12 protein-coding genes are annotated in these 12,714 nt (G+C 68.8%); 4 read left to right on the top strand and 8 right to left on the bottom strand.

The window, feature by feature from the left end; translation table 11 throughout:
• Nucleotides 1-459: a hypothetical protein gene (locus FB560_RS18660; RefSeq protein ID WP_141874208.1), complete on the bottom strand. Its 459-nt coding sequence runs from the start codon at nucleotides 457-459 to the stop codon at nucleotides 1-3.
• Between the two features lie 64 nt (nucleotides 460-523).
• Between FB560_RS18660 and FB560_RS18655 the strand changes: the two genes are divergently transcribed.
• Both FB560_RS18655 and purD read left to right on the top strand, forming a co-directional pair.
• Nucleotides 524-1,195, top strand: a complete 672-nt coding sequence (locus tag FB560_RS18655; RefSeq protein ID WP_141874207.1) for an NUDIX hydrolase — start codon at nucleotides 524-526, stop codon at nucleotides 1,193-1,195.
• 281 nt (nucleotides 1,196-1,476) lie between these two features.
• Complete coding sequence (gene purD / locus FB560_RS18650) at nucleotides 1,477-2,754, top strand: phosphoribosylamine--glycine ligase (protein ID WP_141874206.1); 1,278 nt, start codon at nucleotides 1,477-1,479, stop codon at nucleotides 2,752-2,754.
• Nucleotides 2,755-2,900: 146 nt separating this feature from the next.
• On the opposite strand, the gene FB560_RS18645 is transcribed toward purD, so the two are convergent.
• The 5 genes from FB560_RS18645 to FB560_RS18625 form a co-directional block, all read right to left on the bottom strand.
• Nucleotides 2,901-3,629, bottom strand: coding sequence for an amino acid ABC transporter ATP-binding protein (locus FB560_RS18645; RefSeq protein WP_141874205.1), 729 nt, complete (start codon nucleotides 3,627-3,629; stop codon nucleotides 2,901-2,903).
• On the bottom strand, nucleotides 3,626-5,104 hold the full coding sequence (locus FB560_RS18640) for an amino acid ABC transporter substrate-binding protein/permease (protein WP_141874204.1): 1,479 nt from the start codon (nucleotides 5,102-5,104) through the stop codon (nucleotides 3,626-3,628). The genes FB560_RS18645 and FB560_RS18640 overlap by 4 nt, the downstream gene beginning before the upstream one ends.
• A gap of 168 nt (nucleotides 5,105-5,272) precedes the next feature.
• Entirely contained in the window at nucleotides 5,273-5,803 is a 531-nt protein-coding gene (locus FB560_RS18635) for a GNAT family N-acetyltransferase (RefSeq protein ID WP_141874203.1), read from the bottom strand.
• 100 nt (nucleotides 5,804-5,903) lie between these two features.
• Nucleotides 5,904-7,466, bottom strand: a complete 1,563-nt coding sequence (locus tag FB560_RS18630; RefSeq protein WP_141874202.1) for a DHA2 family efflux MFS transporter permease subunit — start codon at nucleotides 7,464-7,466, stop codon at nucleotides 5,904-5,906.
• Nucleotides 7,463-8,086, bottom strand: coding sequence for a PadR family transcriptional regulator (locus FB560_RS18625; protein WP_141874201.1), 624 nt, complete (start codon nucleotides 8,084-8,086; stop codon nucleotides 7,463-7,465). Before FB560_RS18625 ends, FB560_RS18630 begins: the two co-directional genes overlap by 4 nt.
• Before the next feature lie 135 nt (nucleotides 8,087-8,221).
• Here FB560_RS18625 and FB560_RS18620 point away from each other — a divergent pair, with 135 nt between their 5' ends.
• Nucleotides 8,222-9,100 carry a phosphoribosylaminoimidazolesuccinocarboxamide synthase gene (locus FB560_RS18620; RefSeq protein WP_141874200.1) on the top strand — a complete coding sequence of 293 codons (879 nt, stop codon included), beginning with the start codon at nucleotides 8,222-8,224 and terminating at the stop codon, nucleotides 9,098-9,100.
• A 130-nt stretch (nucleotides 9,101-9,230) separates the two neighbouring features.
• Nucleotides 9,231-10,586, top strand: coding sequence for a uracil-xanthine permease family protein (locus tag FB560_RS18615; protein ID WP_141874199.1), 1,356 nt, complete (start codon nucleotides 9,231-9,233; stop codon nucleotides 10,584-10,586).
• Nucleotides 10,587-10,793: 207 nt separating this feature from the next.
• On the opposite strand, the gene FB560_RS18610 is transcribed toward FB560_RS18615, so the two are convergent.
• A complete protein-coding gene (locus FB560_RS18610) occupies nucleotides 10,794-11,462 on the bottom strand; it encodes a TetR/AcrR family transcriptional regulator (RefSeq protein ID WP_141874198.1) in 669 nt (222 codons plus the stop codon).
• 252 nt (nucleotides 11,463-11,714) lie between these two features.
• Nucleotides 11,715-12,701: a LacI family DNA-binding transcriptional regulator gene (locus FB560_RS18605; RefSeq protein WP_141874197.1), complete on the bottom strand. Its 987-nt coding sequence runs from the start codon at nucleotides 12,699-12,701 to the stop codon at nucleotides 11,715-11,717.
• Between the last annotated feature and the right edge of the window lie 13 nt (nucleotides 12,702-12,714).

Below are 12,714 nucleotides of genomic sequence, written 5' to 3'. Positions count from 1 at the left end.
TCACTCCTCCCCGACCACGAAGGCCGACCACGCGCCCTGGCCGTCGGCGCTGAGGCCGTCGATCAAGACCTTCGTCGCAGCGTCCTGCACCCGCTCGATCGTGTGCGGGCTGTCGGCACAGACGAGACCCTCGGTGCGGATGCCGTGCGCCAGCTCCGGATCGGTGTCCACGGCGCCCGTCGTGACGTCGACATCCATCTTCTCGGGACCGAAGCAGGAGAACACGATCTCGGTGATGCCCTGCGGCGTGTCGAAGGTGAGGGTGACCCCGTTCTCGCCCATGACATCGTCGGCCGTGGACGCCTGCGCACTCATCGACCCGAGCGCTCCCGGAACCTCGACCGACTCCTGCTGTGCCAGCCACTCCTGCACCGCATCGGGGTCGACGGCGGGCGCCGCGCACCCGCTCAGTCCGATCACCAGCAGCGCACCGAGCGCCGCAGCCTGCCATCGCCTCATCCGGCGAGCCTATCCCCGACCAGCGACCGAGCCGGGCAGCGTGCGCGGCGTCTAGGCTCATGCCATGAGTACGCAGTATCCGGAAGGCGCACGCGCCGAGCTGCTCGCCGGCGTCGCGGCGCACTCCTGGGGCGGACCCTTCCCTCAGCTCGCCGACCCCGACGCGGCGCACGACGCCTCGGTCCTGATCCTGTTCGGGGTACTGGACCGCATCCCCGCCCCCACCGCCGACGCCGCCGTCGCCCGCGACCTCGACGTGCTGCTCCAGCGACGCGCCGAGACGCTGTCGTCGCACCCCGGTCAGGTCTCGTTCCCCGGCGGCCGTGCGGAACCCGACGATGCGGATGCCGTGGCCACCGCGCTCCGCGAAGCCCAGGAGGAGACCGGGCTCGATCCGTCCGGAGTGGAGGTCCTGGCCACGCTGCCCGAGATCCCCCTCGCCGCGAGCAACCACCGGGTCACCCCGGTGCTCGGCTGGTGGCGCACGCCCTCCCGCGTCGCCGCGGTGGACCACGCCGAGACCGTGGAGGTGTTCCGCGTGCCGGTCGCCCAACTGCTCGACCCTGCCACCCGATACACCTCGGTGCGGCGCTACGGCGACCTGACGTTCCGCGCCCCCGCGTTCGACGTCGACGGCACGATCGTCTGGGGGTTCACCGCCATGGTGCTCAGCGGGCTGTTCGACGCCGCCGGATGGACGGTGCCCTGGGACGTCACGGACGAGCGACCGGTCTGAACCGGCTGCTGCCCGGTCTGCGCGCAGCGGGGGTCTGAGCTCCGCCCGGTCTGCGCGGAGCTGCGCCCATAACTCCGGAGAATCACCGGCATCCGGTCCGACCTCGTGCCTTCCAGCGCCTAACCGGCCCGATTCTCCGGAGTTACGGAACCGGCATCGGTTCACAACTCCTCCGATTCCGTGCGCGCGGCCTCCGCGAACGGCCAGAACCGCCCGCAGGCACCCGTTCGCGAGGAGTTATGGACGGAAACCCCGCGCACGACCCTCGGTAGTCTGGACCTGTGAAGATTCTGGTCCTCGGTTCCGGTGCCCGTGAGCACGCGATCATCCTCTCCCTGCGGGCAGAGCAGACGGAGCACGAGATCTTCGTCGCTCCCGGCAACGCCGGCATCGCGCAGGATGCGACCCCCGTCACGCTCGACCCGCTCGACGGCGGCGCGGTGACCGCCTTCGCGAACGAGCACGCGATCGACCTCGTCGTGATCGGCCCCGAGGCTCCACTGGTCGCCGGCGTCGCGGATGCGCTGCGCGCCCACGGCATCCCGGTCTTCGGCCCCGGCAAGGCAGCCGCCGAGCTCGAGGGCTCGAAGTCGTTCGCGAAGCGGATCATGGACGAGGCGGGTGTCCCGACCGGACGCGCGGTCCGTGCCGCGTCCGTCGCCGACGTCGAGTCGGCGTTCGACGACCTCGGCGCCCCCTACGTCGTGAAGGCCGACGGCCTGGCTGCGGGCAAGGGCGTCATCGTGACCTCCGATCGCGCCGAGGCGCTCGCCCACGCAGAGCACTACCTGCCCGCGGGCCCGGTGCTGATCGAGGAGTTCCTGTCGGGCCCCGAGGTCTCTCTCTTCTTCCTCAGCGACGGCGACACCGTGCGCGCGTTGAGCCCCGCACAGGACTTCAAGCGCGCGCTCGACGGCGACGCCGGCCCCAACACGGGCGGCATGGGCGCCTACTCGCCGCTGCCCTGGCTCGCCGAGCAGTTCGGCAGCGAGCAGGAGTTCGTGGCCGAGGTCACCCGTGACGTCGCGCTCCCCGTCATCCGCCAGCTCGACGCCGAGGGCACCCCGTTCATCGGTCTGCTCTACGCCGGACTCATCCTGACGCCCTCCGGCGTGCGGGTGATCGAGTTCAACGCGCGCTTCGGCGACCCCGAGACGCAGATCGTGCTGCCGCGACTGGTCACTCCGCTGTCGGAGCTGCTGTTCGCCGCGGCATCCGGCACGCTGGAGGACCAGCCCGAGCCGGAGTTCAGCGATGACGTCGCGATCACGGTGGTGCTGGCGAGCGAGGGGTACCCCGAGGCCCCGCAGACCGGTCGCCCGATCGAGGGTCTGGCCGCGGCCGCGGCTGTCGAGGGTGTGCGCATCGTGCATGCGGCGACGGCCTCGCCGGACGCTCCCGGCGGTTCGCTCATCGCGACCGGCGGACGCGTGCTGAACGTGGTCGCCGTGACATCCGACTTTCGCACGGCCCGCGCCCGCGCCTACGAGGCGATCGCGCTGATCGGACTCGACGGCTCGCACTTCCGCACCGACATCGCCGCCCGCGTCGCGGACTAATCGCCCCGCTCGCGACGCTGCACCGAGACCCATCGGAACGACCGAGACCCACCGCCCTCAGCGTCGAAACCGGTGGGTTTCGACGAGAGCGATGGGTCTCGACACACTGGGCGCACTCGGCGAACCGGGCGCCGGGCGCGGTGCGCTCAGAGCACCTTGGAGAGGAAGTCCTTCAGACGCTCGTTCTTCGGGGCGCCGAACAGCTCGGCGGGAGGGGCCTCCTCGACCACGACGCCGCCGTCCATGAAGACGGTGCGCCCCGAGACCTCACGGGCGAAGCCCATCTCGTGCGTCACGAGCACCATCGTCATGCCGCCGGATGCCAGATCACGGATGACCTGCAGCACCTCGCCCACCATCTCGGGGTCGAGCGCGCTGGTGGCCTCGTCGAACAGCATGATCTCGGGGTCCATCGCCAATGCGCGGGCGATCGCCACGCGCTGCTTCTGTCCACCGGAGAGGGATGCCGGCTTCGCATCCGCCTTCTCCGCGAGGCCGACGCGCTCGAGCAGGGAGGTCGCGCGTGCGCGCGCGTCCGACTTCGAGAGCTTGCCCAGTTCGATCGGCGCGAGCGTGATGTTCTCCAGCACGGTCATGTGAGGGAACAGGTTGAAGTGCTGGAACACCATGCCGATGCGCTGACGCACCTCATCGAGCTTCACGCTCTTGTCGGTCAGGTCGACGCCGTCGATCACGACGTGCCCCGACGTGGGCTCCTCGAGCTTGTTGAGGCAGCGCAGCAGCGTCGACTTCCCGGAGCCGGACGGCCCGATGACCGCGATGACCTCGCCGTCCTCCACCGTGAGGTCGATGCCCTTGAGCACCTTGTTGTCGCCGAAGGACTTGTGCAGGTCCCGGACTTCGATCTTGCTCATGCGTTGAACTTCCTCTCCAGGCGGTTCGCGAGCAGCGTCAGCAGCGTGATCACGACGAAGTAGATCACGGCGACGATGGTCAGCACCTGCGCCGACAGGTAGGTGGAGGCGATGATCTGGCGGGACTGGAACGTGAGCTCGGCGAGGCCGATCACGCTGATCAGCGACGTGTCCTTGAGGGTGATGATGCCCTGGTTCACGAACGAGGGGATCATGATGCGGAAGGCCTGCGGCAGCACGACCTTCTGCATCGTCTTCCAGTGGCCGAGGCCGAGCGAGCGCGACGCCTCGTTCTGACCCGGATCGACGGCCTGGATGCCGCCGCGGATGATCTCGGTCATGTACGCGCCCGTGTTGAGGGAGAGCGTGATGGCGCCGGCCACGAACGGGTTGAACTGCAGCCCGGGGAACAGCTGCGGGATCGCGAAGAACACGAAGAACGCCTGCACCAGGATCGGGGTGCCGCGGAACACGTAGACGTACGCGGTGGCGATCCAGCGGAACAGGAAGAACTTCGAGAGGCGTCCGAACCCGAACACGATGCCGAGGATGAACGCCGCCACGATCGCGACGATGGTCGCGAGGATCGTGAGCCACAGGCCGCTCATCAGGGCGGGCCAGTACTTCACGGCCACCGAGATGATGTCGGCGGGCGGGGCCTCCTGCTGCTCGCCGCCCAGGTAGGTGTCGACGATCTCGTCGTACTCGCCCGATGCCTGGAGGTTCGCGAGGCCCTCGTTGAACATCTCGAGCAGCTCGGGGTTCAGCCCCTTGTTGACCGCGAACCCGTACTCGCCGCCGAGCTCCGGATCACCGATCAGGCGGAAGCCCGATCCCTGCTGGATGCCGTACGCGAGCACCGGGAAGTCCTCGAAGTACCCGACGGCCTGCCCTGCCTTGACCGCATCGACCATGTCGGTCGTGTCCTGGTAGGGCGTGATCTTGAAGCCGAACTCGTCCTGGTTCTCCTCGGCGAAGGTCTGACCCTGGGTGCCGGTCTTGACCGCCACCGCCTTGCCGTCGAGGTCGTCGAGCGACTGGATGTCGCTCGACTCGAGCACTCCCAGCTGGATGCCGCTCGTGAAGTACGGCTCGCTGAAGTCGAAGGCCTGCTTGCGCTCGTCCGTGATCGACATGCCCGCCATGACGGCGTCGACCTGGTTGGCCTGCAGTGCCTGCACGGCGGCGTCGAAGCCCAGCTGGCGGATCTCGACCTCGAAGCCCTGGTCTTTCGCGATCGCGCGGAGCAGGTCCATGTCGATGCCGACGAGCTCGCCGTCGGAGTTCGTGAACTCGAAGGGCGCGAACGTGGTGTCCGTGCCGATGATGTAGGTCTCGGGGGCGTCAGCGGCGGACGCGGCGGATGCTCCTCCGAGCAGGGCGCCGACGGCGACGAAGGCGGTCAGCGCGGTGGCGACGGCGCTGCGGCCGAGTCGGCGCAGCCGTGCAGGCGCGGCGGATGGATTTCGGATCACGACGGATACTCCTCGGATCGGCGAGGACGACCGGACAGTCGCCGAGCATCAACCTTAGTAAACGCCTGGGAATGCCCCCGATCGGTTCCGGTCCTGTTCCGGTCGCGAAGAAGCACGCTCATCGCGTCGGACGGATGCTCTTCCGCGACCGGAGCGAGGAATGAGGGGCTAGAGCTGGATCCAGTAGCGGCGCAGCAGCGCGTAGCCGTGGTCGGACTGGTCCCTGACGTCCTGCAGCACCCCGCCGGCGCGCTCGATCGTGCGAGCCGAGGCGATGTTGTCGTCGTCGCACGTGACCAGCACGCGGTCGAGGCCGATCTCGCGCGCGCGCTCGAGGCCGAGGGCGAGCGCCGCAGAGGCGTATCCCCGGCGCCGGCGGGACTCGCGCACCGCGTAGCCGATGTGCCCTCCGACCTCGCGCAGCCACTCGTTGAGCTCGTGCCGGAAGGAGAGGAAGCCGATGACCTCGCCCTCATCGACGATCCAGTAGAGATCGTTGTGCACGAAGCCGTCCGGCAGTGCCACCGAGGTGTCGGCGATCTGCGCGGCCTTCTCGATCAGCGCGTCGAGCGTCGCCCGGTCGGGAGCGACCGGCGCCGTGAGCCCCGATCCGTCGATGTGACGGTCGCCGAACTCGGAGACCGCCTCCGCCCAGGTCGTGAAGAGGTCGGTCGTGGGGCGGATGAGCTGAACGGACATCGGCCCATGAAATCAGACCTCGGCGCCGGTCGCAAAAGGCTTCGGCCGGAGACGGCTCCGCCCCCGACGCCCGGAGGCGCAGGGGGCGGAGCCGTCGTGCTCACTCGGCGGGAGCGGGAGTGGATACCGGCGTCGGAGCGTCGGCGGCCGCGGCGGGGCGCTTCTGCGGGGCGCCGCGCAGGAACAGCGACGCGATCAGTCCGATCACGATGACGCTGGCCGGCAGCAGGATGGCCTGGGACATCGCCGCGGCGAACCCCTCGGCGACGGGAGCCGGAAGCGTGCCGCCCGAGCTGATGGATCCCGTGGCGTCGCCCATCCCCGGAAGGTTCGCCTCGAGTCGCGCCTGCATGAAGGTCGCGATCGCGGCGGAGCCGACGACCGAGCCGATCGTACGGGTGGTGTTGTAGATGCCGGCACCGGCACCGGCCTGACGCATCGGGAGCATCCGGGTCGCGGTGGTCGCGAGCGGTCCCCACATGCCGGCGCTGCCGATCCCGAGGAGCGCGGACGGGAACAGGAACATCCAGATCTCGGTGTCCATGTTCACCAGAGCCGAGTACCAGACCAGCGCCGCGGCGAAGAAGAGCAGCCCGGGGATGAGGATCAGACGCGGGTCCGTGCGGTCGAGGATCTTGCCGGCGAGCGGCGCCAGGACACCCGAGAACACCGCCATCGGGATCATCAGCAGGGCGGCCTCGGTCGGGGTGAGCCCGCGGGCGATCTGCAGGAAGAACATCAGCGGCAGCGACATGCTCGTCACCGCGAAGCCGACCGTCGCGATCGCGATGTTGGCACCCGAGAAGTTGCGATCACGGAAGAGCTCGAGCGGCACGAGCGCCTCGCTCTTGGTCTTCCACTGCTGCAGGACGAACAGCGCGAGCACGACGATGCCGGCGATGATCAGACCCCAGACCGAGATCGGTCCCCAGATGACGCCCCAGTCGTACTTCTCGCCCTCCTGCAGGCCGAACACCACCAGGAAGATCGCGACGGCACTGAGAACGACGCCGAGGATGTCGAAGCGGTGCGGGTGCGTCTTGAGCTTCGGCACCAGGATCCACGCGGCGATGAAAGCGATCACGCCGACCGGCAGGTTGACGAAGAAGATCCACTCCCAACCGAGGCCGTCGACCAGCACGCCGCCGAGCAGCGGGCCGACCAGTGTCGCGACACCGGCGGTGGCACCCCACAGGCCCATGGCCGCGCCGCGTCGGTTCGGCGGGAACGTGCGGGTGATGACGGCCATGGTCTGCGGCGTCATGAACGCCGCGCCGAGTCCCTGCACCGCGCGGGCCGCGATCAGTCCCTCGAGGGAGCTGGACAGACCACACCACAGCGAGGCCGCGGTGAAGATCGCGAGACCGATCAGGTAGATGTTCTTCGGTCCGAAGCGGTCGCCGAGACGACCGGTGATCAGCAGCGGCACGGCGTAGGTCAGCAGATAGGCACTGGTCACCCACACGACGTTGTCGAGGTTGTTGGTGTTCGGGTCGAGCGCGGCCTTGATCGCGGGGTTCGCGACCGAGACGATCGTGGTGTCGACGAGGATCATGAAGAAGCCGATGACGAGCGCCCAGAGCGCGGGCCACGGGCTCTTGGGCGCGTGCCCTGCGGCGAACGGGCCGGTGTCGGGGCCAGACTTCTGGCGTGAATCGGTCATTGCTGTGCAGCCTTTCGCTGAGCGAGATAGCGGTCTGAGTCCGTGAACGCCGAGGGCCCCCAGGGGAGGCTGTCGGCGTCGAGGCGGGTGAGCAGGGAGTCGAGCCAGCGCAGCTCGGCGTCGAGGAGGACCTCCTGGCGCTCGATCTCGACGAGGACCTGGGCGGGGACGCCCTTGGCCCTGGCCTTGACGAGGCCGTCGCGATGCAGTGCGTGCTCCTCGACCAGGGCGATGCGGCGTTCGCCGAGCAGCGGGATCACATCGTCTCGTTCGAGGTTGTGCGCCTCCGCGAGGGCGATGCGGAAGTCGGTGGGATGGTCGACCCTGGGCAGTTCGCGCTGCACCCAGGCGATCACGGCGCAGCGCCCGGCATCCGTCAACGTGTAGGTCGTGCGCTCGGGGCGGTTGCCGTCGCGGTCGATGCCCACCTCGTCGAGAAGCCCGGACTTCTGCAGCCGCGAGACGGTGTGATAGAGCGTGCCGTTGGTGATGGTGAGGAGCCGGTCGTCGTGGCGCGCGCGCAGCAGGCGCACCATCTCGTAGGGGTGCATGTCGCTCTCGCGCAGCAGCGCCAGCACCATCACCCCCATGGGCGTCAACGTGTCCACCGGATCCTTCATCACCTACTCCATCCCAATTAGTCCACGTGGACTATACGCCTCCCGCGCCACCGCGGTCAACACATCCCTCGCGCCATTCCGGTCGACGGCGACACGGAGCCACGGACCGGTCCGGATCACCGGGATAATGGGCGGGTGAGCACACCTTCAGAAGGCACGGCACAGAGCATCCCCGGCTGGCGGCACATCTACTCGGGCAAGGTCCGCGATCTGTATGCCTCAGAGGACCCGGCGGACACCCGCATCCTCGTCGTGGCGAGCGACCGGGTCAGCGCCTTCGACTTCGTGCTCTCCCCGGGCATCCCCGAGAAGGGCGCCCTGCTCACGAGCCTGAGCCGCTGGTGGTTCGCACAGCTCGACGACGTGCCCAACCACCTCGCAGAAGGCGATATCCCGGATGCCGTCGCCGACCGCGCCATGCTGGCGCAGTCGCTGGAGATGCTGCCGATCGAGTGCGTCGTGCGCGGCTACATCACGGGAACAGGCTGGGCCGAGTACACCGAGAGCGGCACCGTGTGCGGCATCCCGCTGCCCGCCGGCCTGCAGAACGGCGACCGCCTTCCCGAGCCGCTCTTCACCCCCGCGTACAAGGCTCCGATGGGTGAGCACGACGAGAACATCACGTTCGAGAAGGCCGTCGAACTGGTCGGCGCCGAGCGGGCGAACGAGCTGCGCGAGGCGTCGCTCTCGATCTACTCCCGCGCCGCCGCGATCGCCGAGGAGAAGGGGCTGATCCTCGCAGACACCAAGTTCGAGTTCGGCACGGATGCGGACGGCGTCCTGCGCCTGGCCGACGAGGTGCTCACGAGTGACTCCTCCCGCTACTGGGATGCCGAAGCCTGGAAGACGGGCACGACCCCGAAGGAGCGGATGGCGAGCTTCGACAAGCAGATCGTGCGCGACTGGCTCGCCGCGAACTGGGACAAGCAGGGCGAACCCCCGCTGCTCCCCGACGACATCGTGGGCCGCACCGCCGATCGCTACCGCGAACTGATCACGCGCCTCGGGGCCTGACGCGCTTCGTCTCGCTCCCCGCACCCTGAGCGAGGAGCGCAGCGACGAGACGAAGGGCACCCAGGGAACACTCAGGAATCGATAGGGTTGCTCCAGCACTCCCGACATCCCCCGAACCTGAGGAGCCCGCATGGCCCTGTGGAAACTGCACGGAGACGGCCGCACCGTCGAACCCGGCGCCGTCGTCCGTCCCGATGAGCACCTGAACTGGCCCGCCACGATCGCGATCGGTCTGCAGCACGTGATCGCGATGTTCGGCGCCACGTTCCTGGTGCCGACGCTCACCGGTTTCCCCGTCTCGACCACGCTGCTGTTCAGCGGTGTCGGCACGCTGCTCTTCCTGCTCATCACGAGGAATCAGCTCCCCAGCTACCTCGGCTCCTCGTTCGCGTTCATCGCCCCCATCACCGCCGCCGTCGCCGCGGGCGGCACCGGATCCGCCCTCGCCGGCGTGGTCGCGGTCGGCATCCTGCTCACCGTGGTCGGCCTGGTCGTGCAGTTCGCCGGGCTCCGCTGGGTCGACGCGCTGATGCCCCCGGTCGTCGCCGGTGCGATCGTCGCGCTGATCGGCTTCAACCTCGCACCGACCGCGTGGAACAACTTCCAGCTCGACCCGATCACCGCCACGATCACCCTCGTCGCGATCATCCTCTTCGCCGTGCTCTTCCGTGGCTTCCTCGGTCGGATCTCGATCTTCCTCGGTGTCGCCGTCGGCTTCATTTACGCCGCGTTCACCGGATCCTTCGAGGTACCCAACGCCCTGCGTGGCGGCAAGACACCTTCCGAGCTCATCGCCGAAGCCCCCTGGATCGGACTGCCGCACTTCCAGCTGCCCGACTTCATCGCCCCCGGCACCTGGTCGACGATCGCGATGTTCCTGCCCGTCGTTCTCGTGCTCGTCGCGGAGAACGTGGGGCACGTGCGCGGTGTCGCCACCATGACCGAAGATCCCGCGATCAACAAGCACACCGGCCGCGCGCTCATCGCGGACGGCGTCGCCACCACCATCGCCGGAGGATTCGGCGGATCCGGCACCACCACCTACGGCGAGAACATCGGCGTCATGGCGGCGACCCGCGTGTACTCCACCGCCGTCTACTGGGTGGCCGGGCTCTTCGCGATCCTGCTCGCGTTCTCCCCGAAGGTCGGCGAGGTGTTCAACTCGATCCCCGCCGGAGTGCTCGGCGGCGCGACCACCGCGCTCTACGGCCTCATCGGCATCATCGGCATCAAGATCTGGGTCGACAGCAAGGTGGACTTCTCTCGCCCGGTGAACCAGTACACCGCCGCGGTCTCGCTGGTCATCGGCATCGCCGGCTTCTCGATGCAGCTCGGCGACTTCGCCTTCGGCGGCATCGTGCTGGGCACCGTCGCGGCGCTGCTCATCTACCACCTGGGCAACCTGATCGCCCGCGCACGCAAGACCGGCGCCGACGACCCGAAGCCGCTCACGGCGGTCGGCCCGCTCGGCGGCGACCCCGCCTGATCGGCACCCCGCAGTACCCGGAGATCCCGGATGCCTCACCCGAGGCATCCGGGATCTCTCCGTCTGCGGCATCCGTCATCACCCCCGCGCAGAGATCTCGGAAGAATGCAGCTTCTTCGGCCATCCGCCGCCCAGGAGGCCACAGAAGTCGCACAAGGCCGAACTTCGTGTCCGCCCGGGGTGGCAGAGGCGCGTCGCCCGCGCCCCTCAGACCAGCGGTTCGCGCACCGCACCCATCGCCCGCAGCCGGATCGCTCCCGCGCGCGGAGGCGCCTCGAGCGGAAGAGGCCCGGCCGGTGCGGGGAGCGCGTAGATCCGGTACATCCAGCGACGGGCTTCCTCGAGCGGGAACGTGTCGCCATAGACCGCGAACTTCACGAGGATGCCCTCGAGCGTGCTGCGGAGCATGATCTCCTCGACCTCGGGATCAGCCGCACCCCGCTCGCGGAACATGTCGCGCACGGACTCCTCGGCGACCAGCGCACGGTCGCCGTAGCGCTCCTCGGCCTCGGCGAAAAGTCGGTGCGTCGACGGCTGCAGCTGCATCGCCAGCACCGCGCGCTGGAGCGGCAGGGCGTACCCGGTGGCCATGATGACGGTGTCGATCAGTCCTGCCAGGCGTTCATCGGCCGTTCCGTCGACGGACGGCAGTCCGAACAGCGCATCGAACCACCCGTCGATCACGGCGACGATCAGCTGTTCCTTGCCGCCGAAGTGATAGTTGACGAGGCCCTGGGCGACGCCGGCGCGCTGGGTGATCTCGGCGATGCTGGCCCCGGAGACGCCGCGCTCGGCGAACAGCTCGATCGCGGATTCCAGGATCAGCTCGCGCGCCCGCTCACGGGCAAGGCGGTTCTGCTCTTCGGAGCGTGCCACGATCACCTCCTCGTCCAGGCGCCGGCCGACTACCGGTTTGATCGCCTGCCCTATAGATTAATGACTGAACGTTTCTTCAGCCTAAGAATCTACGTCATGCCGGGGGGCATGACGACGTTCCCGTCGGTCCGGAAGGCCACCGCTTCGATACGTCGGCGGTGCCCCGGCCACAGACGCACGGGGGCGGTCCTGTCCGGAGGGGCGACAGGACCGCCCCCGTGTCACGTCGCGCACAGGCACGCCGAGACGGCGTCACGCGGTGGCGCGCACCACCAGCTCGGTCGGCAGGATCGTCGTGTGCGGCGGTTCGCCGCCGGCCAGGCGCGACAGGAGCACGGTCGCCATGGCCTCACCCTGCGCATACATGGGCTGGCGCATCGTGGTGAGCTGCGGGTCGGTCGCGGTGGCGACAGAGGAGTCGTCGAATCCGACCAGGGCGATGTCTTCCGGGACACGCACTCCCGCCGCACGGAGCACGGTCAATGCGCCGCGAGCCATCAGGTCGCTCGCGACGAAGATCGCATCCGGCCGTCCTGCGGCCAGGATGCGGCGGGCGGCATCCGCCCCGCTCGACTCGCTGTAGTCGCCGGCTTCCTCGGCGAACGGGGTGAGCCCGGCATCCGCGAGGGCACCGCGGAAACCCTGCATGCGGTCCATCGACGACAGCATCGTGGGCGTGCCCGAGATCGTCGCGATACGGGTGCGACCGATGTCGATCAAGCGTCTGGTCGCCGCCCTCGCCCCCAGGACGTTGTCGACGTCGACGACGTAGTCACCCTCACGCCGGCGCCCGCCGTAGACCACCGGGATCGCGTCGGCGATCCGCTCGATGTAGGCGTCGCTCGTGTGATGCGACACGATCAGCGCGCCGTCGACGCCCCCGTTGCGCACGAAGCTCGTCATCTTGTCGCCGGGGTCGTCGCTCGCGATGAGCAGGTTCAGCAGGTAGTCGGAGTTGCGCAGGACGCCCGTGATTCCGGCGATGATGGCCGCGAAGAACGGGTCGCCGAAGACGCGCGTGGTGTCCTCCGGGATGATCAGGGCGATCGCCTGCGTCTGGTTCGACGCGAGCGAGCGCGCTGCCCTGTTCGGCACGTAGCTGAGCCGCTCGATCGCAGTGCGCACCGCGATCAGCGCCTCCGGACTCACGGCCGTCGAGCCGTTGACCACACGCGACACGGTCGACCGGGACACCCCGGCAGCAGAAGCCACCTCTTCGATGGTCGCTCGTGACGACACAGTTCTCCCTCTG

This window comes from Microbacterium saperdae (assembly GCF_006716345.1).
Taxonomy (GTDB): Bacteria; Actinomycetota; Actinomycetes; order Actinomycetales; family Microbacteriaceae; genus Microbacterium; species Microbacterium saperdae.
The sequence above is the reverse complement of the archived record's forward strand: the minus strand, read 5'-3'. Positions and strand labels throughout refer to the sequence as shown.

Coding starts and splice junctions, on each gene's coding strand:
- FB560_RS18645 (WP_141874205.1), bottom strand. CDS start 3,629: ATGAGCAAGATCGAAGTCCGGGACCTGCACAAGTCCTTCGGCGACAAC.
- FB560_RS18630 (WP_141874202.1), bottom strand. CDS start 7,466: ATGACCGATTCACGCCAGAAGTCTGGCCCCGACACCGGCCCGTTCGCC.
- FB560_RS18625 (WP_141874201.1), bottom strand. CDS start 8,086: ATGAAGGATCCGGTGGACACGTTGACGCCCATGGGGGTGATGGTGCTG.
- FB560_RS18635 (WP_141874203.1), bottom strand. CDS start 5,803: ATGTCCGTTCAGCTCATCCGCCCCACGACCGACCTCTTCACGACCTGG.
- FB560_RS18615 (WP_141874199.1), top strand. CDS start 9,231: ATGGCCCTGTGGAAACTGCACGGAGACGGCCGCACCGTCGAACCCGGC.
- FB560_RS18660 (WP_141874208.1), bottom strand. CDS start 459: ATGAGGCGATGGCAGGCTGCGGCGCTCGGTGCGCTGCTGGTGATCGGA.
- FB560_RS18655 (WP_141874207.1), top strand. CDS start 524: ATGAGTACGCAGTATCCGGAAGGCGCACGCGCCGAGCTGCTCGCCGGC.